Origin of the sequence: Acinetobacter sp. AR2-3 (assembly GCF_001878775.1) — a bacterium.
GTDB lineage: Bacteria > Pseudomonadota > Gammaproteobacteria > Pseudomonadales > Moraxellaceae > Acinetobacter > Acinetobacter lwoffii_D.
The window spans coordinates 1-26,238 of the sequence record NZ_MJIQ01000049.1 but is presented as its reverse complement, the minus strand read 5'-3'; the positions used below and the strand labels follow the sequence as shown (position 1 = coordinate 26,238).

At 42.9% G+C, this 26,238-nt stretch carries 25 protein-coding genes, 2 tRNA genes and 1 pseudogene; 15 read left to right on the top strand and 13 right to left on the bottom strand.

Annotation, left to right across the window (positions count from 1 at the left end; genetic code table 11):
- Positions 1-156: 156 nt before the first annotated feature.
- Positions 157-999, bottom strand: a complete 843-nt coding sequence (locus tag BFN00_RS09470; RefSeq protein ID WP_071851269.1) for a hypothetical protein — start codon at positions 997-999, stop codon at positions 157-159.
- Positions 996-3,857 carry a type VI secretion system Vgr family protein gene (locus BFN00_RS09465; protein WP_071851267.1) on the bottom strand — a complete coding sequence of 954 codons (2,862 nt, stop codon included), beginning with the start codon at positions 3,855-3,857 and terminating at the stop codon, positions 996-998. Before BFN00_RS09465 ends, BFN00_RS09470 begins: the two co-directional genes overlap by 4 nt.
- 246 nt (positions 3,858-4,103) lie before the next feature.
- Here BFN00_RS09465 and BFN00_RS09460 point away from each other — a divergent pair, with 246 nt between their 5' ends.
- Together BFN00_RS09460 and BFN00_RS09455 are read left to right on the top strand one after the other, a co-directional pair.
- Positions 4,104-5,258 (top strand): methionine aminotransferase, encoded by a 1,155-nt coding sequence (locus BFN00_RS09460; RefSeq protein ID WP_071851265.1) that lies wholly within the window; start codon positions 4,104-4,106, stop codon positions 5,256-5,258.
- A 128-nt stretch (positions 5,259-5,386) separates the two neighbouring features.
- Positions 5,387-6,751 carry an MATE family efflux transporter gene (locus BFN00_RS09455; protein ID WP_071851263.1) on the top strand — a complete coding sequence of 455 codons (1,365 nt, stop codon included), beginning with the start codon at positions 5,387-5,389 and terminating at the stop codon, positions 6,749-6,751.
- A gap of 114 nt (positions 6,752-6,865) precedes the next feature.
- Here the strand turns inward: BFN00_RS09455 and BFN00_RS09450 are convergent, their stop codons facing one another.
- Positions 6,866-7,714, bottom strand: coding sequence for an SDR family NAD(P)-dependent oxidoreductase (locus tag BFN00_RS09450; protein ID WP_071851262.1), 849 nt, complete (start codon positions 7,712-7,714; stop codon positions 6,866-6,868).
- Positions 7,715-7,937: 223 nt separating this feature from the next.
- Here BFN00_RS09450 and BFN00_RS09445 point away from each other — a divergent pair, with 223 nt between their 5' ends.
- From BFN00_RS09445 to phoR, 3 genes are all read left to right on the top strand, one after another.
- Entirely contained in the window at positions 7,938-8,615 is a 678-nt protein-coding gene (locus BFN00_RS09445; protein ID WP_071851260.1) for a TetR/AcrR family transcriptional regulator, read from the top strand.
- 249 nt (positions 8,616-8,864) lie between these two features.
- A complete protein-coding gene (phoB, locus tag BFN00_RS09440; RefSeq protein WP_004280972.1) occupies positions 8,865-9,575 on the top strand; it encodes a phosphate regulon transcriptional regulator PhoB in 711 nt (236 codons plus the stop codon).
- Between the two features lie 25 nt (positions 9,576-9,600).
- The gene (gene phoR / locus BFN00_RS09435) at positions 9,601-10,959 is read left to right on the top strand and encodes a phosphate regulon sensor histidine kinase PhoR (protein ID WP_005264642.1); all 1,359 of its coding nucleotides are present in this window, start codon (positions 9,601-9,603) and stop codon (positions 10,957-10,959) included.
- A 46-nt stretch (positions 10,960-11,005) separates the two neighbouring features.
- Here phoR and BFN00_RS09430 read toward each other — a convergent pair whose 3' ends face one another.
- Positions 11,006-11,656, bottom strand: coding sequence for a glutathione S-transferase family protein (locus BFN00_RS09430; RefSeq protein ID WP_005265446.1), 651 nt, complete (start codon positions 11,654-11,656; stop codon positions 11,006-11,008).
- 160 nt (positions 11,657-11,816) lie between these two features.
- Positions 11,817-12,764 (bottom strand): pirin family protein, encoded by a 948-nt coding sequence (locus tag BFN00_RS09425; RefSeq protein WP_005265445.1) that lies wholly within the window; start codon positions 12,762-12,764, stop codon positions 11,817-11,819.
- A gap of 498 nt (positions 12,765-13,262) precedes the next feature.
- On the opposite strand from BFN00_RS09425, the gene BFN00_RS09420 reads away from it, so the two are divergent.
- The gene (locus BFN00_RS09420; RefSeq protein ID WP_071851257.1) at positions 13,263-14,585 is read left to right on the top strand and encodes a GGDEF domain-containing protein; all 1,323 of its coding nucleotides are present in this window, start codon (positions 13,263-13,265) and stop codon (positions 14,583-14,585) included.
- Between the two features lie 190 nt (positions 14,586-14,775).
- Positions 14,776-15,999 carry a GGDEF domain-containing protein gene (locus BFN00_RS09415; RefSeq protein WP_071851255.1) on the top strand — a complete coding sequence of 408 codons (1,224 nt, stop codon included), beginning with the start codon at positions 14,776-14,778 and terminating at the stop codon, positions 15,997-15,999.
- Positions 16,000-16,007: 8 nt separating this feature from the next.
- On the opposite strand, the gene BFN00_RS09410 is transcribed toward BFN00_RS09415, so the two are convergent.
- On the bottom strand, positions 16,008-16,940 hold the full coding sequence (locus BFN00_RS09410) for a restriction endonuclease (protein ID WP_004280964.1): 933 nt from the start codon (positions 16,938-16,940) through the stop codon (positions 16,008-16,010).
- Positions 16,941-17,099: 159 nt separating this feature from the next.
- The gene (guaA, locus tag BFN00_RS09405; protein ID WP_071851253.1) at positions 17,100-18,668 is read right to left on the bottom strand and encodes a glutamine-hydrolyzing GMP synthase; all 1,569 of its coding nucleotides are present in this window, start codon (positions 18,666-18,668) and stop codon (positions 17,100-17,102) included.
- Between the two features lie 344 nt (positions 18,669-19,012).
- Between guaA and BFN00_RS09400 the strand changes: the two genes are divergently transcribed.
- A complete protein-coding gene (locus BFN00_RS09400; protein ID WP_004644839.1) occupies positions 19,013-19,651 on the top strand; it encodes a DedA family protein in 639 nt (212 codons plus the stop codon).
- A 38-nt stretch (positions 19,652-19,689) separates the two neighbouring features.
- Here the strand turns inward: BFN00_RS09400 and BFN00_RS09395 are convergent, their stop codons facing one another.
- The 5 genes from BFN00_RS09395 to BFN00_RS09375 form a co-directional block, all read right to left on the bottom strand.
- Positions 19,690-20,283, bottom strand: coding sequence for a hypothetical protein (locus BFN00_RS09395; RefSeq protein WP_004732653.1), 594 nt, complete (start codon positions 20,281-20,283; stop codon positions 19,690-19,692).
- Between the two features lie 198 nt (positions 20,284-20,481).
- Positions 20,482-20,874, bottom strand: coding sequence for a hypothetical protein (locus BFN00_RS09390; RefSeq protein WP_005105109.1), 393 nt, complete (start codon positions 20,872-20,874; stop codon positions 20,482-20,484).
- Positions 20,875-20,887: 13 nt separating this feature from the next.
- Positions 20,888-21,724, bottom strand: a complete 837-nt coding sequence (locus BFN00_RS09385) for a ParA family protein (RefSeq protein WP_071851250.1) — start codon at positions 21,722-21,724, stop codon at positions 20,888-20,890.
- Positions 21,725-21,820: 96 nt separating this feature from the next.
- Complete coding sequence (locus BFN00_RS09380; RefSeq protein WP_005265414.1) at positions 21,821-22,213, bottom strand: SirB2 family protein; 393 nt, start codon at positions 22,211-22,213, stop codon at positions 21,821-21,823.
- 9 nt (positions 22,214-22,222) lie between these two features.
- The gene (locus BFN00_RS09375) at positions 22,223-22,531 is read right to left on the bottom strand and encodes a BolA family protein (RefSeq protein WP_004280957.1); all 309 of its coding nucleotides are present in this window, start codon (positions 22,529-22,531) and stop codon (positions 22,223-22,225) included.
- 233 nt (positions 22,532-22,764) lie between these two features.
- Between BFN00_RS09375 and BFN00_RS09370 the strand changes: the two genes are divergently transcribed.
- Together BFN00_RS09370 and BFN00_RS09365 are read left to right on the top strand one after the other, a co-directional pair.
- Positions 22,765-22,837 (top strand) — tRNA-Gly (locus BFN00_RS09370).
- A gap of 48 nt (positions 22,838-22,885) precedes the next feature.
- Positions 22,886-22,961 (top strand) — tRNA-Gly (locus BFN00_RS09365).
- Between the two features lie 325 nt (positions 22,962-23,286).
- On the opposite strand, the gene BFN00_RS09360 is transcribed toward BFN00_RS09365, so the two are convergent.
- Positions 23,287-23,514: a helix-turn-helix domain-containing protein gene (locus BFN00_RS09360; protein WP_017482406.1), complete on the bottom strand. Its 228-nt coding sequence runs from the start codon at positions 23,512-23,514 to the stop codon at positions 23,287-23,289.
- A gap of 115 nt (positions 23,515-23,629) precedes the next feature.
- Here BFN00_RS09360 and BFN00_RS09355 point away from each other — a divergent pair, with 115 nt between their 5' ends.
- The 5 genes and pseudogenes from BFN00_RS09355 to BFN00_RS09335 all read left to right on the top strand — a co-directional run.
- Positions 23,630-23,839, top strand: a complete 210-nt coding sequence (locus BFN00_RS09355; protein WP_000122748.1) for a hypothetical protein — start codon at positions 23,630-23,632, stop codon at positions 23,837-23,839.
- 19 nt (positions 23,840-23,858) lie between these two features.
- Positions 23,859-25,040: a site-specific integrase gene (locus BFN00_RS09350; protein ID WP_071851248.1), complete on the top strand. Its 1,182-nt coding sequence runs from the start codon at positions 23,859-23,861 to the stop codon at positions 25,038-25,040.
- Positions 25,033-25,281: a hypothetical protein gene (locus BFN00_RS09345; RefSeq protein WP_004895356.1), complete on the top strand. Its 249-nt coding sequence runs from the start codon at positions 25,033-25,035 to the stop codon at positions 25,279-25,281. Before BFN00_RS09350 ends, BFN00_RS09345 begins: the two co-directional genes overlap by 8 nt.
- A gap of 72 nt (positions 25,282-25,353) precedes the next feature.
- On the top strand, positions 25,354-25,932 hold the full coding sequence (locus BFN00_RS09340; RefSeq protein WP_071851246.1) for a DUF1376 domain-containing protein: 579 nt from the start codon (positions 25,354-25,356) through the stop codon (positions 25,930-25,932).
- 10 nt (positions 25,933-25,942) lie between these two features.
- Positions 25,943-26,104, top strand: a pseudogene (locus BFN00_RS09335) (ATP-binding protein); the annotation flags it as partial.
- Positions 26,105-26,238 lie beyond the last annotated feature (134 nt).

Below are 26,238 nucleotides of genomic sequence, written 5' to 3'. Positions count from 1 at the left end.
GGAGTCGTAGGGATAGAGACCGTTAAGGGGGAGTGCGTTATTGGGCTGGTCCCGGGGTTGATAGATGGCTAGTGTTTTTTTGTCTCGTGGGCTCGGAGATGTGTATAAGAGACAGCCATAAACCCTTTAAATTAATTAGGTGGTTTATGTCGCACTTCAAGTTTTACTCTGCCCTTCTTTAATCCTTTTTACCACATGAGTTTTCGGTTCCAAGGGATTACCATCAGGTTTAAATACCGTGATCTGTATTTTTTCCCCAATCATGCTTGGAAATGAAAATTTCCCATTAGAGGTATTTGAAATTTTTGTTATCTTATTTCCCAAATAAAGTATCTCGATCTTTGTATTTTCAACGATATAACTATTTCCTTCTCTATCTAGAAGCTGGATATTTGATTCACTTTTAAAGTTTTCATAGGGTTCATCTAGTTTAATTATTTTTGGTATTTGAGAGCCATGCTCAGAGTTAACAGCACCTTTTAGAGCAAACTCATCATTTGAAGTCAAAACTAGAATTTCAATATCTCGATTAGGTGAAGATACCACCTCTACAATGCCCTGCTCATTGGTATGACGTTCAAATGAACTTTGTTTTCCTTTAGGGCGAGATTTTACCGGGAAACTCGTTAATATTTTCTCATTGCAGTCTATTATTTTAAATAAAGTCGTAACTATACCTTTTGTAGTAGGCATCACTTTTTCTTTATGATACTCCTCTATACTTTTAGGCAAGGATACTTTTACAGGATTCTTTCTAGAAGAAATGATTGAAGAATCAATCGTTTTAATAACGATATAATCTTCCATATTAGGTGGCTTAGCTAAAATTTCCACAGTTCGATTTGGTGAACCCTGAAATATAAATAAACCATCTTTATCTGTTTTATTTGTATTTTCTCTCGATGAACCTTTATAGCGTGATTTAACTTTTAAATTAATGACATATTTTCCTGAAGCATCATAAATTTTTGATGTTATGGTAACTAAATTGCCCATCATTCGACATCCTCTTTAGTATATACATCATCCTCTAAATCCCTTTCTTCTATCTCATTCAATAGTTCATCAATACTTTCATTATTTAAGTCTTGAATGAGATGAGTTTGTAAAGAGTTAAATCCTAAAGCTACGAAATCTGTGGGTTGAGAGGTATAGAATCTTAAAGTACTTAATTGATTATTTTCATTTAATACAGACTTCTTAGTTTTAATTAAGTTCCCATCCGACTTATTTAGAATAAAAATTTCTTTTTCTCCCGCAGAAGAGCTAGCCCATTGATAATTAATTTTATTACTAAATAAAGTCTCCATTTTGGGAAGGCCGATTCTTTGTGCAACGATATTCTGACCTTTTGCAAACAAATGCTGCCCTGCCTTACACTCAAATTTCCCACCAGTTGTGACCACTACTCCACCACCATTGATCTTAATTTGAGACCCTTCAGCGGTCAGTACGATCTCTTTCGGACTGGTGATTTCGATCTTGTCTTCAGTCGAAATAAGCTTGATTACCTTGCGGGCGATCGCTTCAATTGCATCATCTTGGGCTTGTAGCTCAATTTTACCTTTAGCAGCATATAGACTTGCACCCTCTTGAGCAGCGAACAAACTGATCCGGTCCTGTGCATGAGCAACCAAAGATTTCTGGGTTGAAAAATGAATATTCTCTCCTGCACTCTGATTGATTTGCTGATCAGCGGATAAATGAATATTTTCATTTGTGCTCAGTGCAATCGTTTGGGGTGCAGTTAATAACATTACGGCCTGTTTAAATACGATGGCCTTAGCTTGATCTTCAGCTTCAATCTGATTCAGAAACTGTTTTAAACTATCAAAAAATTGTAGCGGATCAGTCTGCTGTTGTTCAGCAATATCACTCAAGGCTTTACTATGATTGAGATTCGATTCAAGCTGTTCTTTGGCTGAGTCAGCCTCCAAGTGATTGCCTGTGGCTGAGTCTTGCCGATAAGTGGAAATTAATAAGCCTTTTCCTGCACGTATGGCACCCCACTGGTCTGTCCTTAGTTCAAAACCTTCTCCCCGACCATCGCTGCTTTCACTATCTTTAGGATGGCTTAGATTTCCCAGATTGAGCTGGCTGGCTGCATGACTACTTTGCAACTGCACACTAATCTGTTCAGGGGTATCATCAAAACGCAACTGGTTAAATCCATCACCATCGACCTCCTGAGAACGGATACCACTGAGTTTTTTGGTCGCAGGTAGTTCTCCCTTCGCATCAAACATGGTCGGATGCCGTTCTGCTTCATGAATCCGCCCCACCACAAAGGGCCGGTCGATATCACCTTCAAAGAAGTCAATCACCACAATTTCGCCAATTCGTGGATGCAACCTGACGCCATAGCCTTCACCCGCCCAAGGGGTCAAAACATCCACCCAGGCAGAATCGCTATCGTTGTCATTGCTGCCGGCACCGCCATCATGCTGATGATCCTCACTCCGGGTAAACAGAAAACGAACTTTTACCCGTCCCCATGCATCGACATGAATCGTTTCACCTTCAGGTCCGACCACTCGAGCCCGTTGCGGATATGCAGCAGGCCGATGAATGAAAGGTTGATACTCAGGAACAATCGGGATTTCACGGCGCACGATCTGTAGTTCATTGGCTTGTCGTTCCTCCTGTGTCATCTGCCAACCGCTCTTCTCAAGCAAACTGTCCAGCTGCGATAAAATATCTTTGGGTAAATTATTCTGGTTATAAAACCGCTTAGCTAAAATCAGAAATTCACGTTGATGGGCAGGATGCTGATCAATTTCAGGATGCTGTTGCAGTTCAAACCAGTATCCGACCTGAGCATCTCGTACGCTGCTACTGGCTTTAAAATATTTGGACTGCAAAGCATGATAGTCACTGAGCTGCTGATTGAGTCGATCCAGTTGAGCTATACCAGATGCTGTCACCTGATCCTCATGATTTAAGTCGCCGGTCCAAGCCGGACTGATGTTCCACGCATCTTCAAGCTGAAGAGTGGCATTTGCGTGAATATCACTTTGATGATGATTACTGAAAAAAGGGTGGCTTTGATCCTGGGCAAGTTGCTGGGCGTGCCAGCGCTGGGTCTGGGTAATATTCGGATTGAGCTGACGTATCGCGATCAGACTGGTCAGCGTATCCAGCTGTTCGGTGGCATGACTGCGATGAAACCGGATGGAACGGCGTTTTAAAGCTGAAAAACATTGAGAATGATCTACCAGTTTTAAAAGCTGAGCTTGAATCTCGCTGGCTGATACAGGTACAGTTAATTGCTTTTCATCAATCAGCCAGTTAATTCCTTCGCTACGCCATAAACGGGTCAGAAAATCATAATCCGATTCATTAGACTGCATCACAAAAGGTCGGACATCATAGTCCCGGCTGAGTCCTGTCAAATCCAGGCTGAGACTGGCCGCGAATAACGCACTTCTGTTTTGCCATTCACTGAACAGGATTTCACTGATCTCGCGCACCGTCTTGTTCATAAAAACCCGACTGTTACGGCGCTTCTGCCATAGTGCAGTCGGATCATTTAGCGTCAGTTTATACAGGGTCAAAGCTCCATCATTCTGTCCTTGACTGGCTGCAGCAATAATGCCCGTAGTCCGGAAAAGTTCACCCCGGTCTGTGACCTGATCAATGGCCACCCGACAGCCGATAAACTGTTTCAAGGCAATATGAGCATGAGTGGAAAGACAGATTAGTTCAGCCTGCAGGCCTTGATTGATCTGATGCTGACCCTCAATCCGCTGAATCAAAACCTGATGATTTAAAGGAGGATGTGAAAACTGTAAATGTAGCGCACGATGCTGTCGCTTAAGCCCGAGCTGTTCCAGCAGCATATGGATAGGTTTTGGCATTTTATAGTTATAATTTTAAGCTTTATTATTGTGCGGCAGATTTTAGGAAAAGTTATCCATTTCGTCCAGTTCACGATGCATTTCACATAATTAGGCCTTTAATTTATGGCCCTTCAATTAAAAATCTTAAATTGCATGTGGTATATCTTAATTAAAAATATTGCTCAATATTCCCTATTTTTCTGATTATCCTATACTGAACTTGCTGCTACACTCATTCAAATCTCATTCTTCAAGGCCAAGGACATGCTGAAACTCCCTTCTAAATTACCTGATTTGGGCGTGACTATTTTTAGCACCATGTCTGCCTTGGCACAAAAACTGGGAGCCTTGAATCTTTCTCAAGGATTTCCGGACTTTGCAGCACCTCCCGCCTTGATTGAAGCTTTAAACCGGGCCAGCCAGAACGGATTTAACCAGTACGCTCCGGGAGATGGTCTGCCAGTCTTGCGAAGTCTGGTGGCAGATCTATATCAGCAGCGTGATCAACTGATGATTGATCCTGTCGAAGAAATCACGATTACCCCTGGAGCGACAATTGCGATTTTTTGTGCCATTCAAGCCACGGTACGCGCCGGGGAAGAAGTGATTATTTTCGATCCAAGCTACGACAGTTATGGCCCTGCGGTACAACTGGTCGGGGCAAAGCCAGTGCATATTGCTTTGCAGCATCCTGATTTTTCTGTGGACTGGAATCAGGTCAAAGATGTCATTAATGACCGTACCCGCATGATTGTCGTGAATACTCCGCATAACCCGAGTGGGAGTGTCTGGTCCAAGGCAGACTGGCAACAGCTGATCGAGCTGATTCGCGAGCGCAATATTGTGGTGCTGTCGGATGAAGTCTATGAACATCTGGTTTTTGACGGCGTTCAGCACTATTCGGCATGGTCATTTCCAGAACTTCGCGAGCGTAGCTTCGTGATTGGCTCTTTTGGTAAAACCTTCCATGTCACTGGCTGGAAAACCGGATTTTGCATTGCTGCACCGGCACTGATGAAAATATTCAGACAGATTTATCAGTTTGCCAGTTTCTGCGGTGTGACACCCGTTCAGGTTGCCTTGGCGGAATATATGCAACTGCATCCTGAGCATATACCTAAACTGTCCTCTTTCTATCAAAACAAACGGGATTTATTTAACTCATCCATTGAAACATCACGCTTTAAATGGACACCTTCTCAAGGGACTTATTTTCAGAACTTAGATTATTCAGAGATTCGGCCTGAGCTCGATGATTTTTCCATGTGCCATTTTCTGGCAGAACAACATGGGATTGTCGCGATTCCAGTCTCCGCGTTCTACCAGCACCCTCCTGCCGATTTACGTCTGCTCAGGTTCTGCTTTGCAAAAAAAGAACAAACTCTGATCCAGGCAGGTCAAATTCTTTCAAAGGTTTAACTCATTTTTTAACTAAAAATCTCATAAAATAAATGCCTTAGTTACTTAAAAGCTAAGGCTTTTTTTTACATTCTGCCGAATAATAGCTGCATCAACAAATAGATGATAATTCAATCACAGGATGTCGCATGGCACAGCACTCACTGATTCATCAACAGAATTTATGGAAAGCCTTTCTGGTTTTTCTGCTGCCATTGATTGCGACCAATATCCTGCAAAGTCTCTCCGGCACGATCAATACGGTTTTTGTGGGACAAATGCTCGGAGTGAATGCGATTGCTGCTGTTGCCGTTTTTTTCCCGATCCTGTTTTGTCTGATGGCCTTTGTGATTGGTTTGTCTGCCGGTTCTACCGTACTGATTGGACAGGCTTGGGGTGGAAAAAATATAGAAAAAGTGCGCTGTGTGGTCGGTTCAACTTTATTTATGACTTTAATTGGCGGCAGTTTGATTGCGCTTCTCGGGGTAATTTTTGCTGAGAATATTCTCTTGGCACTCGGCACAGATCCGGATGTAATGCATTTGTCCCTGCCTTATGTGCAGTGGATGCTGGCGGGTAGTCCCTTAATCTTTATCTATATTATTTATACTTCCATCTTGCGCGGTGTTGGGGATAGTACCACCCCCCTGTTTGCTTCCGCACTTACCATTGGGGTGGGGGTGGTGGTGACACCGGTCCTGATTGGCGGTTATTTTGGTTTTCCTAAAATGGGCATTATCTCGCCGGCGATTGCCACCATTCTTGGAAATCTGGCGGTCCTGTTGTTTTTAATCCTGTATTTAAATCATAGGCAACATCCGCTCAGACTGGACTGGGCCTTATTAAAAAATATTCGTCATCAGCCTCAGTTGAGCAGAATGATCTTGAAACTGGGGGTTCCTACTGGTGTGCAAATGGTCACCACTTCAGTTGCCGGACTGGTAATTGTCGGACTGGTCAACCGCTATGGTGCAGAAGCAACAGCGGCCTATGGCGCAGTCAATCAGGTCTTAAATTATATTCAATTTCCGGCTTTGTCGATTGCGATTGCCGCATCTGTATTTGGTGCGCAAGCGATTGGCGCAGGTAAATCAGATCTGCTGAATAAAGTTACTCGGACTGCACTGAGTATGAATATCCTGTTTACCGGCAGTCTGGTGATTCTGGCTTATCTGTTCTCCAAATATCTGATGGCGCTGTTTATTACCGATCCTAAGGTTGTAGTACTGGGACAACAACTGCTGTTTATTGTGCTGTGGTCAATTCTGTTTTTTGGCGCCAGCGCCATTTTTGCTTCGATCATGCGTTCAAGTGGTACGGTAACCGTACCAATGCTGATCAATATTTTTGCCATTCTCTGTATTGAAGTTCCCGCCGCTTATCTTTTTAGTCAGTGGTGGGGCCTAGAAGGTATCTGGTATGCCTATGCATTGGCCTTTGTCAGCCTGTGTATTTTGCAGGGACTGTATTATCAGTTTGTCTGGAAGAAAAAAACGGTTGAAGCGTTGATTTAGATGCAAGGTTTTATGTACCTAGAAGTATTACAGTAGCTAACACTCTTAGTCGCAAAAAATAGACCCTATTACAGCGATAAAAAACCCGCTTTCGCGGGTCTGTTCTGCAATTTTTTAAGCAGATTTTTTCTTCTTTTTGCCAAACTGGGTCGCCAGTGCAGTGACATGCTGATAACCGGTTGGTAAAATCCGCTGAATCAGGTCAATTGCTTTAGCATCATTACCGATCAGCAGACGGCGCTTGTCTTTTTGTACCGCCTCCAGAATTTGACGAGCGGCTTCTGCAGGTGGACAACGCAATAATTTATTAAAATTACGGGCCGATTTTTCCGGATTCATACCTAAAGTTAGCAGACTGTTATTCATTTTTGCTGCATTGGCAATGTTGGTACGGATACCCCCCGGATGCACACACAGTGCACTGACTCCGCAGTTTTCCATGTCCAGTTCCTGACGCAGGGATTCAGTAAAGCCACGTACTGCAAATTTGGTTGCGTTATAAGCAGACTGGGTCGGTTGAGCAGTCAGACCAAACAGGCTGGAAATATTGATGATATGGCCATCGCCAGTTTTCTTGATCAAAGGTAAGAATTCTTTGGTACCGTAAACCACGCCCCAGAAATTGATTCCGACAATCCATTCCAGTTCTTCATAAGATGCCCCTTCAACGGTTGAACCCAGTGCAACGCCGGCATTGTTAAAGATCATATTGACACTGCCATGATCCTGTTCCACCTGTGCCGCCCAGCTACGCACCTGTTCTAATTCAGCCACGTTCACTTTTTGAATCGTGATACGAACATCAGTCCCTTGGAGTAATTCCACGGTTTGCGCCAGACCCTGTTCATTGATATCACTCAGCGCCAAGTGACAACCCTGCTGAGCCAGTAATACTGCCAGTTGCTGGCCAATACCCGAACCTGCACCGGTAATCGCAGCGACTTTATTTTTAAAATTTTTCATTCAATTTCCTTATGTAAACCACTGCCCTTCCATGACAGCAGGATCTTGTTCTGTTGTTTCAGGAGTTAGCACAGATCCTCAATATAGTTTTGACAATATAGATTGTCAATAATTATCCCATGTCCTTAGAGGCCAAATTTCAAGGCAGAATTTCCATATAGGTCTGAGCGTGATTTATTGCTAAGATATTCGAAATCTTCATACAGATGAGCACACAGGCCTTATGACTGATTCAACCGATTCAGCAGCAAAATCACGCCCCCCCAAGACCAAGGAACGTCAGTTTAAAGGACTGTCGATGGCTGAACGGCAGCAGGCACGTCGTGAAAAGCTGATTGAAGCCGGGATTGAAGCTTATGGCAGTCACGGCTTTTTTTCAGTGACAGTGAAAGATATTTGCAATGAGGCCAAGCTGACCGAACGTTATTTTTATGAATCTTTCAAGAAAAGTGAAGATTTGTTTCAGACCATTTTTTTGAAACTGATTGATGAGCTGCAACAGAATGTGATGCAGGCCATGATGCAAGCCTCGACCGATCCAAAAAAAATGATCAAAGCGGGTCTGACTGCGCTGCTCACTACCCTGCGTGATAATCCGCGCATGGCACGGATCATTTATATCGATGCCATGCTGGTGCAGGAACTGCATAATCAGGCCACCATCCATGAAACCATGTCACGTTTCGACCGCATGATTCATGCCTTCGTCATGTTGATGATGCCGCAATTAAATCGCAGCGAGCAGGAAATTTCACTGGTGTCGACCGGTTTAAATGGCTATGTCACCCAAATTGCTATTCGTTGGGTGATGAGCGGTTTTAAACATTCGCTTGAGGAAGTTTTATCGTCTTGTAGTGTGATTTTTTTGGCGCTGCTCGAGTCATTTTCCGAGAAAAAATAGCTGTTAAATCCTGTGCTTAATAGGTTTCCATCTTTTCTGTAGTGAATGAAATATTTATGCTGTACTACGGAAATGAGTAAAATTAATTTATGATTTTTTAACAAGTTTCTGCATTATATTTGTCACAAATCTTTGCGAATATCAGCAGTTTTTCCCTTTCTGCAATGATACTGTCATAATTAGTCTTTGTAATAAGCCTGTCATAAATATAAAACGGTTCACCGTTTACATGAAATAGGGTATTGCGTTGTGAAAGATGACTACATATTAATCGTCGATGACGAGCTCCCGATTCGGGAAATGATCCATACCTCTCTGGATATGGCCGGTTTTCAGTGCTTACAGGCAGAAGATGCCAAGCAGGCGCATCAGATGATTGTGGATCAGCGTCCGGCATTAATTTTGCTGGACTGGATGATGCCGGGTGGTGTCAGCGGTGTGGACTTATGTCGTCGTCTGAAACGTGATGAAAGCCTGTCAGAAATTCCGGTGATCATGCTCACAGCGCGTGGTGAAGAAGACCATAAGGTACAAGGTCTGGATGCTGGTGCCGATGACTACATGACCAAGCCGTTCTCGACCCGGGAACTGGTCTCGCGGATTAAGGCGGTACTGCGCCGCGCCAATGCCCTGAGCGGTGAAAAAACTATTGATGCCAACGGCTTGATTCTGGATCCGGTCAGCCAGCGGGTGAATTTTGGTAACAACATTCTGGAAATGGGTCCGACTGAATACCGTTTACTGGCATTCTTCATGACCCATCCGGAACGTGCCTATACCCGTGCGCAATTGCTGGATCAGGTTTGGGGCGGTAACGTCTATATTGAAGACCGGACTATCGATGTGCATATCCGCCGTTTGCGTAAAGTGCTGGAACCTTATGGTGTAGACCGTTTTGTACAGACCGTTCGCGGAACGGGGTATCGTTTCTCGACGCGTTCAGATGTCGCTTTAGGTTAATATCTTTTAAGGTAAATCTTGTTTTATGTATGAACCCTACCCTGTCCCCGAACTGGCACGCGAACACAAAAGAATCCGTTACAGCAGTTTATGGGATTTTGCGAAGCAGGATTTACGCCTACTGGCTTTTTTCCTGATTATCGCCAGCTTTATCGGTTTTGGGATTGGGTATTTCTGGATTTGTATCGTAATTGCCTTCGTGGCGTTCTTTGCGACCCAAATGCGTTCCTTATATCTGGTCAATGAATGGATTTCCAATCGTCCTTATGATGTTCCGCCGAATATTGGCGGGATTTGGGGTGCGCTACTTTTCAATGTTTATCGCGCCCAACGTCAGGAACGGATTGTTCAGGCGGAAATGGTCGAACTGATCGACCGTGCCCAGTCTTCACTGGTGGCCTTGCAAGAAGCTGTGGTGCTGCTTGATGAAAACCAGCAGATTGAATGGTGGAATCCGGCAGCCGAACGTCTGCTCGGAATCTCCAGTGATGACCGTCGCCGTAATATCCTGACCTTGTTACGCCAACCAAGCTTTATCGAATACTATCACCATATTGATGAATCCCCGGACGGCCTGAAAATGCGTTCTTCGCTGTTTGAAGACCATTATGTGCAGGTCAAAATGACCCGTTTTGGCGGAGAAAGTCGGGTACTGGTCGCTTATGATGTGACCCGGATGCACAATCTGGAACAGATGCGAAAGGATTTTGTCGACAATATTTCACATGAACTGCGCACTCCTTTGACCGTACTCAGCGGTTATATTGAAACCTTTACCGATCAGGAAGATATTAATCCACGCTGGAAACGCGCTTTTGATCAGATGCAGTCGCAAACCCGACGCATGAATGCTCTGGTCAACGACCTGCTGCTGCTGTCACGTCTGGAAAATGATAAGAATATTGCCAAAAACCAGATCATTGAAATGCCGAGTCTGATGAACCAACTATTCGATGATGCCCAGGCCTATAATATTGATTATGGTCATACCCTGAATCTGGACATTGACAGTCATTGCGATCTGATCGGTTCAGATATGGAGCTGGCCAGCGCTTTTAGCAATCTGATCACCAATGCCATCAAGTATACGCCTAAAGGGGGTACCATCACCATCGGCTGGCATGATGATGGTGAATCCGCCTATTTTGTGGTGCAAGATAACGGCATCGGTATTGATCCCAAACATCTGCCACGTCTGACCGAGCGTTTTTACCGCATCGATTCAGACCGCAGTCGCCGTACTGGTGGTACCGGTTTGGGATTGGCAATTGTTAAACATGTGCTGATGCAACATCAGGCACATCTAGAAATTGAGTCCAAGGAAAACCAAGGTTCCACATTTAAGGTAGTTTTCCCCAAAGAGCGTCTCAGCTTTCCAGAATAAGATAACCCTCAAAAAAGGTGCCATCGGCACCTTTTCTTTTAAGCGTTTAAGAGCTGATCTGTTTTTCTTTGGACAGTGCACGCGCATAGGCAGCACGTTGCGACACCCGTTTCAGATAGGCTTGAATCGCTGGATAGCTTTGACCCGTCCGGCTCTGCATGGCCTCCAAAGGAAAACTCATCTGAATATCCGCAAAACTGAAATGCCCGGCAAAATAATCATGCTCACTCAAATAGCTTTCCAGAAACTGGATATGATCTTTTAAACGGCTCTGTACAAATTGCTTTTTCACCCCATCACAGATTTTCTTGGCCACAGGTCGAATCAGCAAAGGCGTATGTTTAGGCACTGTGGTCATTACCAGTTGCATCACCAGCAGCGGCATTAACGAGCCTTCCGCATAATGCATCCAGTAACGGTACTGGGCCTTGTCGGCAATATCTTCTGGGCGAAACTGCTGCTTTTCATCATAAGTTTCCTGCAAATATTCCAGGATCGCCGCAGATTCTGCCAGTACCTGACCCTGATCGACCAGAATCGGGGCTTTGCCCAACGGATGGATCTGTTTTAAGGCCGGTGGCGCAGAAAGGTTGGGCTGACGTTTATAGTATTTAACCTCGTAATCCAGTCCTAATTCTTCCATGGCCCACAGGATACGAAATGATCGTGATTGTTCGAGATGATGTAAAACACGCATATTAGACTCATGATTTTATTGTTTTTGCCCACTGAGCATAGCAAAAAGCAGCAGACTCTAGCTCATTTTTTGATGACTGTAATGATATGTATCCTATGTTGCAGATTCATTATTTGAGTTCAACTCAGACAGCGTTCCATATTCCCATCATTTTTAGCATTTATCGGGAAGCCCGCATCTGGTCTGGAAATGCAGGCGCTTCTAAACGTGGTCCATCATAGGCAGGAATGGAACCAAAACGTTCATGACCTTCAATCCATTGTTCCCGCGCAATTTTAAGTTCCTCTGTCGTACGCCCGACCAAATTCCACCACAGTAAAATCGGGCTTTCAAATGGTTCCCCACCAATCAATAACACCCGACTCCCGGCATGAATTTCAGCATTGACCTGCTGTAAGCCCGGCTCAAGGATCAACATATTATCCTCTGTCAGTTCATGCCCATTGATGCTGGCCGTCCCTTCAAGCACCATAAAACCATATTCAAATTTCGGATTCAGCGGCAAGCGCATACTGCTACTTTCAGCTGCATACACATCCACACCTAGCAATTCACTATGTACTTTAACTGGTGATCTCGTTTTTAAATATTCTCCGACCAGCACGGTAAATTCAATGCCTTGCTCATTTATGACCGGCAATTCAGGATAATGTTCAAAACCCGGTGCCATATTGATCTTGTCATCCGGCAAGGCAATCCATAACTGCGCTGCATGCATATGCGTTTCACTTTCAGGAGAGACTTCGGTATGTGAAATGCCATAACCCGAGGTCATCAGATTGACCTGCTTGGGACGAATCAACTGCTGATTTCCCAGACTGTCATTGTGCATCATGCTGCCTTCGATCATCCATGTAAAGGTCTGCAGACCAATGTGCGGATGTGGTCCGATATCCAGACCATCTCCTTGCGGGAAAATGGCCGGACCCGCATGATCCAGAAAACACCAGGCACCAATCATGCGCTTATGTCTGCTTGGCAAGGCACGTTTAATCACGGTGCCCTGTCCGATTTCCGCGCGACGTAAAGGAAACTCCTGAATAAACTGATTCACATACTTTTCACAATCATCGGAATTCGACAGTTCAATATCACTATTATTCGACATGGCTGAGCTTACCTCGGCATTTTCATTCTACTTTTGAGTGGGTGAGACATGCATTTGACCGATTCAAGATGCCTCTCTGTTCAGGACAATGTACAGGGTCTATGGGCAAAATCTATCCCTGGAAATATTTAGATACGTATAAAACGCCTCACTAGTCTCATTAATTTAAATCCTGAAAGGCAGATGGGATTTGTATCCAAAGCCCCCAAAATTAAGTTTTAGCAAGGCAATCATGATTTAGGCACATGGCGTTATGAGTTTAAATAAACTGAAGGTCAGGAATATCATTTATGTTTCACGTGAAACGAATCCATAACAACCAAATATCCCAATGAATAAGATGATTATTCATGTATTTCAATCGCTTTCAATTTTACAAAACACAAATTTTGTTACGTTTTAGCTTTAAAAACTTCCCGGATACCCAATTTTTGGGAGGTTATTTTTTACTCAACCACGGCATAATAGGCACCTATAAAAATAACACTGGACCAGGACATGTCTGCTCAGAATGAGAATATATATTCAACGGCGAATGTATCTTTTCAAAATTCGACGACCGATAAATCACTGAAATTATCTGAATGTGATCTGCAGAACCGTCAGCTGATTGAACAGGCGCTAACAGATCCTCATGCCCGTATTCCTGCCCCGTTTCAGCAGTATTTTCATGATTATGTCTATACGCATAGTCATCATAACTTGCGTCAAATTAACTATCTGGCGCAAATTGCCTTTTTACTGTATTTCTTTGCCGATATTCTGATTATTCCAGACATGTTTTTTATTTCTGGTCTGATGCGCGTCGTTCTGGTTCTGGGCGCCATGTTTTGCTGTTATTACCTGTTTAAAAAACATAAAAACATTCAGATTCTGGACAGAATCTTGCCGATAGGTACCACTGTGGCTGCAGCGGCATGGATTGGCTTACTCGCGCTTTCAACCAGTCCCCATGTTGCTACCTATATTTATGCCTCTGCGATCTTTATTCTCATCGCCAATCTCTGTGTGCAGACCCAGTTTAAAGTCGCAGTCTATTGCTCCATCTTGATTGCCCTGTTTATCATGCTTGGGGTGACCCAGTTCATGAGTGCTTCTCAAGCCTTTATTTTTAGCGTGGTCTTTAGTCCACTGTGGTTTTTTAGTATTTATATTAACTGGAATAATATTCTGAATGTGCGGCGTTCTTTTTTGCGCTCCCTGCTTGATGAATGGAACTATCAAACCTTAAAGAATCTGGCCCATACCGATGATTTGACCCAACTCTACAACCGTCGCCATTTTGTCGATATGGCTGAACGCTCTATTCATCAATGGCCTAAACATGCCAGTAGCTGCCTGTTGATGTTTGATGTGGATCATTTTAAAAATATTAATGATAGCTATGGGCATGATGTTGGTGATCGGGTGCTACAACTGATTGCTGAGATGACCCGTAAAGAAATGCGGCATAGCGATGTACTGGCACGTTTTGGCGGGGAAGAGTTTATCGCTCTCCTGGAAGATACTCAGCTACAAGACAGCCTGGTGATTGCAGAACGAATTCGTTGTGCAATTCAAAAGCAGTATATTTATGTTGAATCCAATCATTCCATCCGGTTCACCATTTCGATCGGTGTTGCAGAACTAGAATCCCATACCCAGACTCTGGAAGATCTGATCAAACAAGCCGATATCGCCTTATATCAAGCCAAGAAGTCTGGCCGAAACCGGATTGAAGTCTATCATCCGGATATGCTGAATAAGCCCAAGCCAGCAACAGAAAATCCCTGGAATGTATTTAAGCCAGACACTCAACCAGCCCAGTCAACGGCGAATTAAAGCTGAATCATTAGTCTGTTCTATAAGCTAGGATCATTCTTAGAATGCGTTAATCGGGGATTTCATTTTATAAAATAAATTTGATTCTTCCACTTTTAAAATATCCAACAAAAGAATAGAATATTTTTTATACAACTATATATAAATTTCATCTTATTCATTTTTATATATTTTAATTTGGGAAGGCTGCATGCCGCATGATAACGAAAAAGAATCACGTACCCTGATTCAGGAGGCTCTTCAAGATCCGCTTGTTCGTATTCCTGCACCTCTAAAACCGGCCTACTATGCTCATCAGAAAAAACTCACTTTAAAATACTTATTACAGGTCAATTTATTCGCACAGCTGGCATATGCCTCTTATACCCTCGCCGATATTCTGGTGCTGCATGATATTCTCAAGTTACTCATTTTGACCAAAATCAGCTATACCATCCTGATCGTACTGATCACGATCTGGATGTATCACTCTTACCGCAATCTGCCTGTCTTTGATCTGCTCTTGCCTACCTCGATTATTGGTGCAAGTGCCATCTGGTTTTTTAATCTGAATCAGTCTGAAAGTGCTTATACCCTCATTTATCAATATGCCTCCTTAGTCTTTATTGTACTGGCCAATTTATGTGTGCAGATCCGGTTCTGGCCGTCTTTGATTACTTCAAGTCTGATTACCCTGATGATTTACATCGGTGTATATTTCAATACTCGGTCTGACCTGTACCAGATGTTTTTATTTTCCCTGATTTATCTGCCAGTATTGACCTTCAGTCTATATATTAGCTGGAGCTCGACCTTAAAATCACGCATGGTATTTTTGCAGCATACCCTGAATGAATATAATCGGCAGGCCTTTGAAAATATGGCTCATACCGACTCACTCACTGGCCTGAATAACCGTCGCTGTTTTGAATATCTCGCGCAACAACTGATACAACAGAATTTTGATCAACCGGTGCCTATGAGTTTACTGGTCTTTGATGTCGATCATTTTAAGCAGATTAATGATCGTTATGGTCATGATATCGGAGATCAGGTCTTACAGACGATTGCCCTAAATACACACAGCGAAATGCGGCAGCATGATATTTTGGCACGCTATGGAGGCGAGGAATTTATTGCATTTTTACCCGAAACTTCTCTGGATGAAGCGCTAAAAGTTGCCGAGCGTTTAAGGCATAAAATTGAAAATATTGTGATCGATCTAGACAGCCAACATCGTTTCAGTTTTAGTATTTCGATTGGTGCTGCCATTCTGGAAAGCTGTGAAACGGATTTGATGACCCTAATTAAGCAAACCGATATTGCCTTATATCAGGCTAAAGCCAATGGACGGAATCGGGTTGAAGCTTATGATCCAGATCTGGAGCAAAGTTTAGCTGGGGAGCTGCAAAACTGGCAGGTTAAACCAGCTTAAATTACCCGTTAAAAATTATCTTCATCAAAACGATCTTGGTCGATTTTATAGATATGAAAACTACGTTCTATTTGTACACCTAAACCAAATTCAATCATTAAAGACGTCAGCTTATCGCCATCAATTAAAACAATACCGGATTTTCTTGCCGACTCAATGGCCTCTTTACTGAAACTTGACGTAGTAATGAATACACCCTTCTTAGCAACTTGATCGGCCAAAGCACCTTTAAACTGTTGAATGTCGGGACGACCAACAGTATCTTTCCAACGTTTCGCTTGGATGTAAATTTTATCTAGCCCTAATCGATCTTCACTAATTACACCATCAATTCCACCATCGTTGGTTTTACCAATCGCTTGAGCTGCATCTTGATGTGAACCGCCGTAGCCCATTGCCACCAGAAGATCGACAACCAGTCTTTCAAAAAATGAAGGAGATTTATCTTTTACCATCTGAAGCAAATCACTTTTCAAATCAGATTTTAATAATTCCGTTGTGTTCTGGATTGTTTCTTCTGGAGTCTGAGTTTCTTGGTAACTATTTAGGCTTTCAATAACTTGTAGATTCCCGATCCCAAACTCATCTTTATTTTTCTTTCCTAATTTAAAATCTGAAAATCCGTTGAACTGTGCTAAATATTCATTTGTTATAGCATCTAAACTTTTTAAATCAACCTGTCTACCCAAGCTACTAATCTCACAATATGCTCTCTTCGGTTGTTGAACTAAGCCCGCCTTAACTAAGTAGGTCTTTGCCCATGCCACTCTATCTTTAAATATATTTTTCCCACTCGGAAGAATTTTATTTAAATCCTCTTCGTGTAAATTGGAACGTTCAGCTAGGATATTCGCAGCATCCGAAATTTTTATTGGCTCATTTAATTCTGATAATAATTTCATTAAAGGCAGCATTAATTGATCATAAGTAGGTAAAGGCATTTTTTAGCTTTTAAAGGTTTATTTTTATTCAGTATAAATCAAAAAAAGAGCGCCGAAGCGCTCTTTTTTATTAGGTTATATCTGATAAACCAGATACTGCCACGCGCATAGCGCTTGGCGTAATTTAGGCGGACAGCAGTGCTGTCCGAAACCCCTAAATTACTCCCATTCAATTGTTGCTGGTGGTTTAGACGATACGTCATACACAACACGAGAAACTTCAGCAATTTCATTCATGATACGGGTCGAGATCTTATCGACTAAATCATAAGGAAGATGCGCGAAACGAGCCGTCATAAAGTCCACGGTTTCTACCGCACGCAGTGCAATCACCCATGCATAACGACGGCCATCACCGACTACACCCACCGATTTTACTGGCTGGAATACTGCAAATGCTTGAGCAGTCTTGTCATACCAGCCGCTGGCACGCAGTTCCTGCATGAAAATGTCATCCGCAAGACGTAAAATGTCTGCATATTCTTTTTTCACTTCACCCAGGATACGCACACCAAGACCTGGGCCCGGGAATGGATGACGGTAGATCATGCTGTGTGGCAAGCCTAAAGTCGTACCCAATTTACGTACTTCATCTTTAAATAAGTCACGTAATGGTTCAACCAGTTCAAACGCTAGATCTGCTGGTAAACCACCCACATTATGGTGTGATTTAATCACATGTGCCTTGCCCTGCTTGCTTGCAGCAGATTCAATTACGTCTGGATAAATCGTACCTTGTGCAAGGAATTTTACGCCATCTAATTTACGTGCTTCTTCAGCGAAGACAGCAATAAATTCACGGCCAATAATTTTACGTTTTGCTTCAGGATCAACTTCACCCGCAAGCGCAGTCAAGAAACGCTCTTCAGCAGCAGCACGAATAACACGGATACCCATGTTGTCAGCAAACATTTGCATCACTTGATCGCCTTCGTTCAAACGAAGCAAACCGTTGTCTACAAATACACAGGTCAGCTGATCACCGATCGCTTTATGCAACAGCGCTGCCACTACAGATGAATCCACACCACCAGAAAGACCCAGTAATACTTTTTCATCACCAATCTGTTGGCGAAGCTGTTCTACACGTAGATCAATAATGTGTTCTGGCGTCCACAGACCGCGACAACCACAAATTTGATGAACGAAGTTCGACAGTAATTCTGCGCCTTTAGACGTATGTGTCACTTCAGGATGGAACTGAATACCATAGAAACGGCGAGTTTCGTCAGAAACCATAGCAATTGGACAGCTAGGCGTTTGTGCAGTGATCTGGAAGCCTTCTGGAATACGGGCAACCTTGTCACCATGGCTCATCCAGACATGCAGCTGGTTTTCACGGTCCTGTAAATTACCGATCAGCTTGTCACGTACGACAATATCTACTTCTGCATAGCCAAACTCATGCACAGTACCTGGCTCAACTTTACCGCCAAGCTGTTCGCACATGGTTTGCAGGCCATAACAAATACCCAATACCGGCACACCCAGCTCAAATACCACTTGCGGCGCACGCGGGCTGCCCTCAAGGTGAACACTCTCAGGTCCACCAGACAAGATGATACCGTTTGGATTAAATGCACGAATGTCTTCTTCAGACATATCATAGGCATACATTTCAGAATATACACCAGCTTCACGGACACGACGTGCGATGAGCTGACTATATTGAGAACCGAAATCCAGAATCAGGATACGATCTTCAGTAATTTGAGTATTGGTAGTCATGACGAACAACTATGAAAGGCAAACGAAAGATAAGCGCCGTATTCTAACATTTTTCAGCGCATTAAGCACACAATTCGCATTAGGTATACATTTAGTTGATTGCATTATATTTCTAGCACAACAAAGCGTCCCTTCGGATGCCTTGTTTGGTCTGTCATTTTTATATTTTTAAGCTCAAGATTTAATCCAACTAAGCATGTTTTTATAAAAATCTGAAGATAATATGTAAGAAAAATTTTTGCTCAATTGAAGATGGATGGAGCGTTAATTATTTTACTTTCTGGTACTGACTTTCATGCCCCGGGCTGTTAGGATTTGACCACACTTTTGCTTGTACTGGGCTCATGGAACTGATTGATTTTATCTTGCATGTTGATGATCACTTGCTTGAATTTATCACCAATTACGGGATCTGGATTTATGCCATTCTTTTCCTAATTATCTTTGTAGAAACAGGTCTGGTGGTGATGCCGTTCCTGCCCGGTGACAGCTTGCTATTTGCAGCAGGTGCACTGGCAGCCTCTACTGGTGCGATGGATCCTTGGGTGCTGATTCCGCTCTTGTTTGTTGCGGCAGTATTGGGCGATACCCTGAATTATCATATTGGCAAATATATTGGACCTCGGGTTTTCGAGATTGAATCGCGCTTCATCAATAAAAAACACTTATTGGCGACCCAGCAATTCTTTGCCAGACATGGTGGTAAAACCATTATTTTTGCGCGTTTTGTTCCTTTTGCCCGTACTTTCGCACCCTTTGTCGCCGGTGCTGGCAGCATGAATTACAAATATTTCCTGACCTATAATGTAGTAGGTGCATTTGCCTGGATTAGCTCATTTGTCATTTTGGGCTATATGTTTGGCAATATGCCGATCGTCAAAGACAACTTCACCTATCTAATTTTTGGCATCATTATTTTAAGTGTATTGCCAGGTGTGATTGGCTTTATTCAACAAAAGCTCAAAAAAAGTAAAACAGCTTAAGAACTTTTTACATTAAGATTCTTTTACAGCCTGTGCGTTTAATCCCAGAGCTTGATCAAGAGTGGGATGAGACAAAGCAGGACAAATAGAGCCGCGCCTTTATAAATGAGGCCGGCTTTTATTTTTTCAGATGGACTGGTCAATATGGCCTGACCAAAGACCATCCAGAATATCCCGACCGGAACGGTACTCAAGCTAAAGGCAGCAAAAACCAGAACGAAGTTGGTCGGGCTTTGCCAGGTTTCCATCGGTAAAATTCCAGAGGCCAACAATGCTGCTTTAGGATTTTTTAGGGTAGTTGTAAACATTTGCCAGGGGCGAATCTGCGGATGGTTCTTGCTGTAGCGTTCTAACTGCTGGGCCTTATATAAATGCAAGGTCATCCAGCCCACACAGATGGTACTCAGCACATAGACCAAGCCTTTAAAATTTGGCCAGATCGGTGACGCCAGATGAATCACCAAGGCCCATACATTAATGGCATAAAAATAGCCGAGCAAAATGGCAGGAAGATAGAGACTGGTTTTGGCCTGCCCCTGCTGATGAGCAGAACTAGCCACCAAGGCATTGGCGGGCCCTGGAACCATCAGTACAGCAATGAGTCCTAAAACAAATAACCAATTTTCAATCATCGCAATGAACTTTTCCGGGCCAAGGTTGTAGCTTAATCAATATGAGAGTGTGATAACAAGCTTATAAATTTCAGATTTATATACAGTCTGGTCAATTTCCCGTGAGTTTTATCTTAATGTAAACCGCCCTATTCTTGGTGAAAGCAATAAAAAAATGCCGACCCGAAGTCAGCATTCATCCGTTTAATGTTGAATGATTTATTTAGGCGTCGCCTGCCGAACGATGATCGGACAGTTCTTATAACGCGCGGCCTGTACAATCGCTTCCTGCTCGCCTAAAAGCCGTGCCAGTTCGGTTCTTTTGGTATCGGATGACTGTCCCATATTGACTGAAACACTCGGGCCAATACCCCAGCCACCGCGACTGCCCCAGCCACCGCCAAGACCAACGCCCACACCGACGCCTGTACGTTTCGGTGGCTCAACGCCATTGTCGATATACTGCTGAATACGGTTATATTCACCCTGTAGTTGCGAACAACCCAAAGTCTGATACAGGGTTGGCGACACATAAGTCGGTTTTACCGGCGTTGCACAGGCACTCAGTAATGCAAGTGCAGCAATACTCAGGCTTATTTTCACAAGTTTCATAGCTAACTCGATCTTAATTCTGCTCTATCTCATTGAACAACGATTGATAGGCCTGAGTCAATTTATGATCAGTAGCCAAATGAATCAAAGGCTGATTTTTCTGATGAGATTCTTTCATCAAGATCGACGGTGGCAACATACTGTCGAGGACCGGCAACCCTTCATCTTTGAGCTGTTGTACCACTTCACGCGGTAACTTAGCCTGTGCCTGAAACTGGTTGACGACAATACCTTCAATTTCCAGCCCTTCATTATGGTCATCCTGAGTTTCAATCACATTTTCAATCAGGGTCTGCAGGGCGCGTTTAGAAAACACGTCACAGTCGAAGGGAATCAGCACACGGTTCGCCGCAATGAGAGCAGAGAGGGTAAAGAAATTGAATGCAGGCGGTGTATCAATAAACACCCGATCATAATATCCTGACAGTTGTTGTAAGGCATCTCGTAACTTGTAGATCTTGTGCTTGGACTCCAGTGCATAGGCCAATGCACCCAGTGTCGGGCTAGCCGGAATGACATCGAGATGTTTAAAAGAAGATTGATGCACATAGCTTTCCAGACCTTTGCTACGACTTTTTAAAATCGAGCCAATCGCATTACCAAGCAAGCCCTTGCTTTGCTGATTACCGAGTACATCTTCAAAATAGTTTTCGATATTCGGTTCGAGTGCCGGCTTGTTACTAGAATACGTCGCATCATCACCCAGCACATACTGGCTAGAGTTGGCCTGCGGATCCAGGTCAATCAATAAGGTTTTTAAACCCTGATGTGCACTGATCGCTGCCAGATTGACAGTAATACTCGACTTGCCTACCCCACCCTTTTGATTAAATACCACACGTGTACGCATGTCCCCCTCCTCACATTTTTAATTACTTTTACAACATTTGTATTTTCTAATTATTTGCATGGACTGGCTGTGCTGATCATCACAGCCAGCCTGCTTTTAGCCAAAATTCGGCTTGATCATCACCAAAGCCAGAATAGACACCAATGAAACTACAGCAATAACTAAGCCAGCCCGACGCTGCGACAGCAAGATCGAATCATCTTTTTTATAGGCTTTGCCTAGCGAGGACACCAGCACCAAAAATAAAATGACTTTGGCATAGAACCAAGGCTGTACATCAAAGTCTTTCAGGACGAGCGATACTATACCGGTCAGTGCAATCACCGTGATAGCTAAATGCTGTAAAGCGACTAGCGCTGTACGTGCTAACGGATTAGGCATATTTCCCTGTGTGCCGACAAACAAGGTCAAGGCACGGGCAAGAATGGCGACAATCGCCAGTCCTGCTACCGACATATGGATAATCTTGACTAAAAGTTGGGTTTCCATCATTTCCTCTTAGTTTTTAGGTGCGTGTGCACAAGCAGGACTGGTCGTATCCTGACCTGCCCATTCTTCAGGCAAAAATGCATGAATGGCCAGCGCATGAATCTTGTCTTTTGACAGCAGATCACCCGCAGCAGCATAAACTTTCTGATGACGCTGGACGGGGCGCAAACCGGCAAATGCCTGACTCACAATCACGGTTTTAAAATGCGATTCTTTTCCCGGGAAATAACCACCATGACCCGAAGACTCATTCACCACTTCCAAATGGGTTGGGGATAATTGCGCCAAACGATCTTTCAGTTGTTGTTCTAAGCTCATGGCCTGACTCCAATCTTCAAAAATATAATCCCAGTATACCTTGTTCTGCCGAGTATTTCGGTAATCTGTTCAGGTGCAATCCGTTGATTGTGGTGAAATTTCATTGATTTCTATATGAATATTGGTTATTTATTGTCTAATCTACAGCATTTTGCTTTTATTTTATGCAATTGATGCAAGATTTTTAACAAAGGTGTTGACCACATTTTTGCATGCTGTATTATACACGGCATGCGGGAATAGCTCAGTTGGTAGAGCATAACCTTGCCAAGGTTGGGGTCGGGAGTTCGAGTCTCCTTTCCCGCTCAAAATTTTTTCATTTAGTTTTTTCATTTAAAAAACTTTATAGACTCCGCGGGAATAGCTCAGTTGGTAGAGCATAACCTTGCCAAGGTTGGGGTCGGGAGTTCGAGTCTCCTTTCCCGCTCCAGATTCAAAAAGCCCTCATCGAAAGATGGGGGCTTTTTTATTGTTGATTTTATTATATTTTTTGAAAATTCCCCTTCTTTTGTTATTCGATTCAATAAAAAATATTCTTAATGTAATTTGTATTTTGTGACCAAGATGTGACCATGGCGTGCCAACGACAATAAAAATGGTCTCAATTGACCTTAAATGTCCTCAATCGATCACCACTTTCAGAGCTTTTTTGAAGGCAAAAAATCACCCTGTTCTCTTCCAAACAAGGTGTTTTTTACCAAATGATCAATAATTTGTGACCATTTCACTTTTTGATGTGACCATTTGTGACCAAACTACTCACTAACAGGTTGTTCTTTATTATCTTTTTCAAAAACAAATAAATCTCCCACCTGTACATCTAAATAATCGCAAATACGATCGATAGTCTCCAAATCAATTCGAGTCAATTCGCCATTATAAAGCTTATGCAAAGTTGTTTTATTAATGCCTGTACCACGAATTAAGTCAGCTACACGCATTTTTCTTTCAGCCAACAATATTGGTAGCTTACAAATAACCATTAATTTTTCCTCTAATACAATGAAAATTTAATTGCATTTAATTAAATTTGAGGTTATTTTAGGTCTAAGGATGAAAAATTACTTACATCCGATGAATTACGCCAGGAATACAATTATGTCATATACCTATCTCACAGCCCAGCAACTGGCTGAAAAAATCCAGTACGACGCTCGTACCATTCGCAACCAGCTGAAGGACAGTGTCTTTATTGAAGGTGTTCACTACATCCGTCCTTTTGGTGGTCGAAAAATTCTTTTTGTTTGGGAACGCATTGAAACTGAAATGCTTAAATTCACCGGTTTAAGCATGGATGCCTTGCAATAAGGCTTAGGAGGTTTAACTGATGGCTACCATCCGGGAACGAAGTGGCAAACTGATTGCCGACTTTCGCTACATGGGCATTCGTTGTAGAGAGACAACTAATCTAGAAGACAATGCTTATAACCGACGCATTTTGAAAAAACGTCTCGAACAGCTTGAAGCTGAAATTACTTTGGGAACTTTTGAATACGAAAAGTACTTTCCAAAAAGTAACCGTGTTGAGGAGTTTAAGGAAAAAAGAAGTCAGCAAATTGCTGTACAGACCAAAGTTCCTCTTTTTAAAGAGTTTACTGAATTGTGGTTTAAGCAGAAACAAGTTGAGTGGAGAACCTCATACCAGCAAAAGGTTTCAATTGTGATCAAAAACTATTTGATTCCTGCTTTTGGTAATCAGGTTCTCTCGAAAATCAAGAAGTCAGACTTGCTGAACTTCCGTGCCTCTCTCGCCAAAGTGACACACGGAAAAGATCAAACAAGTCTGAAAGCATCGAGGATCAATCAAATCATGACGCCTTTACGTATGATACTCAATGATGCGGCTGAACGATACGAGTTTGAGTCGCCTTATAAAAATATTAACAATCTGAAGGAAAGCAAGATTGAAGTCACACCTTTTTCTCTGGAAGAGGTGCATAAAATTCTTACCACAGTGCGTGAAGACTTCCGCCCCTATTACACCATTCGCTTTTTTACGGGTATGCGTACCAGTGAAATCGATGGTCTGCAATGGAAAAATATCGACTTACAGCGTCGTGAAATCCATATCAGAGAAGCGTTAGTGAATGGTGTGCTTGGTGGAACCAAAACTTATGGTTCTGACCGCACGATCCAGATGAATGACCGCGTTTACCAAGCCTTTCTGCAGCAGAAAAGCTTAAATAATGGTAAATCCAGTTTTGTCTTCTGTAATCGTGATGGTGGACCTCTCGATTATCGTCTGGTGAATAAACGTGTCTGGCATCCGATCTTGCGCTTTCTAGGATTGAAGTCTAGAAGAGCCTATCAAACACGTCATACAGCAGCAACTCTTTGGCTGTCGGCAGGAGAAAATCCAGAATGGATCGCACGTCAATTGGGACATTCAACGACTGAAATGCTATTCCGGGTCTATAGCCGTTACATCCCCAATGTTACGCGCCGCGATGGCAGTGCATTTGAAGCCATGCTGGAAAAACTAAATACAGAGGAGCTTGCACATGAATAGTAAAGCTTTCTTTGGTGGTGTGGTCGTCAGCCCTGAAGCAGATATGGTCGCTCGTGAATTAATCCATGAGCTACACATTCCCAAACTTCACAATCTAGCTTTTTTGTTGGAAATCAATAAATGCTTCGATGATCACCAGGCGTTGAGACTCTGGTTACAGCGAATGTTGGATGAAGGGCAAGCCCATTACGATGACTTGGCCCAACAGGCCCGTCTCCGCTTAATGAGTCTCGCTCACTAATAAAACAAACACAGACAGAAGGTCATCCAATCGATGACCTTAGCCCCTCTATACCTATAAAAAGGTGAACACATGCATAAAGATATTTCAATTTGGATGCCACTCTATATTGGCGACCTACAGGCAAAATTTGCACGAATGACGGCAGAACAAATTGGTGCGGCACTGCTGTTAATGATGGATTTCTGGAAAAATGGTGCCATTCCTCATGACCTAGCTACTGTATGTAGCATCACGAAATTACCTCAGCACACCAAGGCTAAAACTTTGTTGAATACGCTGATGGCTCTGGAATTGTTTGAAGTCGAGTCTGAGCAGATTCATTCAAGTTTTTTAACCAGTTTAAAAAGCCAGGCATTGCAAAATCAGCAAATGAAATCTGATAAAGCTAAAAATGCAGCTCAAGCACGCTGGAATAAATCCGCAAGTAATGCTCAAGCATCAACTAAGCAACGAAAAGTAAATGCTCAAGCAGCTCCTGAGAAGAGCCCGAGTATTACTCAAGTCATGCTTGAACCATGCCCTTCATCTTCATCTTCATCTTCATCTTCATCTTCATCTTCATCTTCATCTTCATCTTCATCTTCATCTTCATCTTCAAATTTTGAAGAAAAAAATGAGAGTTTTTTAGAAAATTCAAAATGGATTTAGGAGATCAGCCATGAATACCATGCTTAAAACACTCCAGTTTCGCGCAGAAACAACGGAAACACTTTGCCCCACCCATCATATACCCCTGATGGAAATTGCAGGTCACAGGCTCTGTAAATTGTGTGCCAAAGAAACCGTCCATCACTCACATGCAGCCTATGAGAATGAACTGTAATGTGGTTCCGTTAATTAGACCACTCAATTCAGTTTTATAAGTGATAAATCCGCTCTAAATATTTAAATTATGCTGCCATTACTTTTAGTAAATGTTGATCATAAAATTCATCCGGTGTTGCCTTATTCAAA

What these genes read in the sequence shown, in the direction of transcription:
- BFN00_RS09380 (WP_005265414.1), bottom strand. Translation starts at nt 22,213, where the DNA reads ATGGAAACCCAACTTTTAGTCAAGATTATCCATATGTCGGTAGCAGGA.
- BFN00_RS09455 (WP_071851263.1), top strand. Translation starts at nt 5,387, where the DNA reads ATGGCACAGCACTCACTGATTCATCAACAGAATTTATGGAAAGCCTTT.
- BFN00_RS09390 (WP_005105109.1), bottom strand. Translation starts at nt 20,874, where the DNA reads ATGAAACTTGTGAAAATAAGCCTGAGTATTGCTGCACTTGCATTACTG.
- BFN00_RS09400 (WP_004644839.1), top strand. Translation starts at nt 19,013, where the DNA reads ATGGAACTGATTGATTTTATCTTGCATGTTGATGATCACTTGCTTGAA.
- BFN00_RS09350 (WP_071851248.1), top strand. Translation starts at nt 23,859, where the DNA reads ATGGCTACCATCCGGGAACGAAGTGGCAAACTGATTGCCGACTTTCGC.
- BFN00_RS09360 (WP_017482406.1), bottom strand. Translation starts at nt 23,514, where the DNA reads ATGGTTATTTGTAAGCTACCAATATTGTTGGCTGAAAGAAAAATGCGT.
- BFN00_RS09450 (WP_071851262.1), bottom strand. Translation starts at nt 7,714, where the DNA reads ATGAAAAATTTTAAAAATAAAGTCGCTGCGATTACCGGTGCAGGTTCG.
- BFN00_RS09410 (WP_004280964.1), bottom strand. Translation starts at nt 16,940, where the DNA reads ATGCCTTTACCTACTTATGATCAATTAATGCTGCCTTTAATGAAATTA.
- BFN00_RS09470 (WP_071851269.1), bottom strand. Translation starts at nt 999, where the DNA reads ATGATGGGCAATTTAGTTACCATAACATCAAAAATTTATGATGCTTCA.
- BFN00_RS09430 (WP_005265446.1), bottom strand. Translation starts at nt 11,656, where the DNA reads ATGCGTGTTTTACATCATCTCGAACAATCACGATCATTTCGTATCCTG.
- BFN00_RS09465 (WP_071851267.1), bottom strand. Translation starts at nt 3,857, where the DNA reads ATGCCAAAACCTATCCATATGCTGCTGGAACAGCTCGGGCTTAAGCGA.
- BFN00_RS09460 (WP_071851265.1), top strand. Translation starts at nt 4,104, where the DNA reads ATGCTGAAACTCCCTTCTAAATTACCTGATTTGGGCGTGACTATTTTT.
- guaA (WP_071851253.1), bottom strand. Translation starts at nt 18,668, where the DNA reads ATGACTACCAATACTCAAATTACTGAAGATCGTATCCTGATTCTGGAT.
- BFN00_RS09375 (WP_004280957.1), bottom strand. Translation starts at nt 22,531, where the DNA reads ATGAGCTTAGAACAACAACTGAAAGATCGTTTGGCGCAATTATCCCCA.
- BFN00_RS09425 (WP_005265445.1), bottom strand. Translation starts at nt 12,764, where the DNA reads ATGTCGAATAATAGTGATATTGAACTGTCGAATTCCGATGATTGTGAA.
- BFN00_RS09420 (WP_071851257.1), top strand. Translation starts at nt 13,263, where the DNA reads ATGTCTGCTCAGAATGAGAATATATATTCAACGGCGAATGTATCTTTT.
- phoR (WP_005264642.1), top strand. Translation starts at nt 9,601, where the DNA reads ATGTATGAACCCTACCCTGTCCCCGAACTGGCACGCGAACACAAAAGA.
- BFN00_RS09340 (WP_071851246.1), top strand. Translation starts at nt 25,354, where the DNA reads ATGCATAAAGATATTTCAATTTGGATGCCACTCTATATTGGCGACCTA.
- BFN00_RS09395 (WP_004732653.1), bottom strand. Translation starts at nt 20,283, where the DNA reads ATGATTGAAAATTGGTTATTTGTTTTAGGACTCATTGCTGTACTGATG.
- BFN00_RS09415 (WP_071851255.1), top strand. Translation starts at nt 14,776, where the DNA reads ATGCCGCATGATAACGAAAAAGAATCACGTACCCTGATTCAGGAGGCT.
- BFN00_RS09355 (WP_000122748.1), top strand. Translation starts at nt 23,630, where the DNA reads ATGTCATATACCTATCTCACAGCCCAGCAACTGGCTGAAAAAATCCAG.
- BFN00_RS09385 (WP_071851250.1), bottom strand. Translation starts at nt 21,724, where the DNA reads ATGCGTACACGTGTGGTATTTAATCAAAAGGGTGGGGTAGGCAAGTCG.
- BFN00_RS09445 (WP_071851260.1), top strand. Translation starts at nt 7,938, where the DNA reads ATGACTGATTCAACCGATTCAGCAGCAAAATCACGCCCCCCCAAGACC.
- BFN00_RS09345 (WP_004895356.1), top strand. Translation starts at nt 25,033, where the DNA reads ATGAATAGTAAAGCTTTCTTTGGTGGTGTGGTCGTCAGCCCTGAAGCA.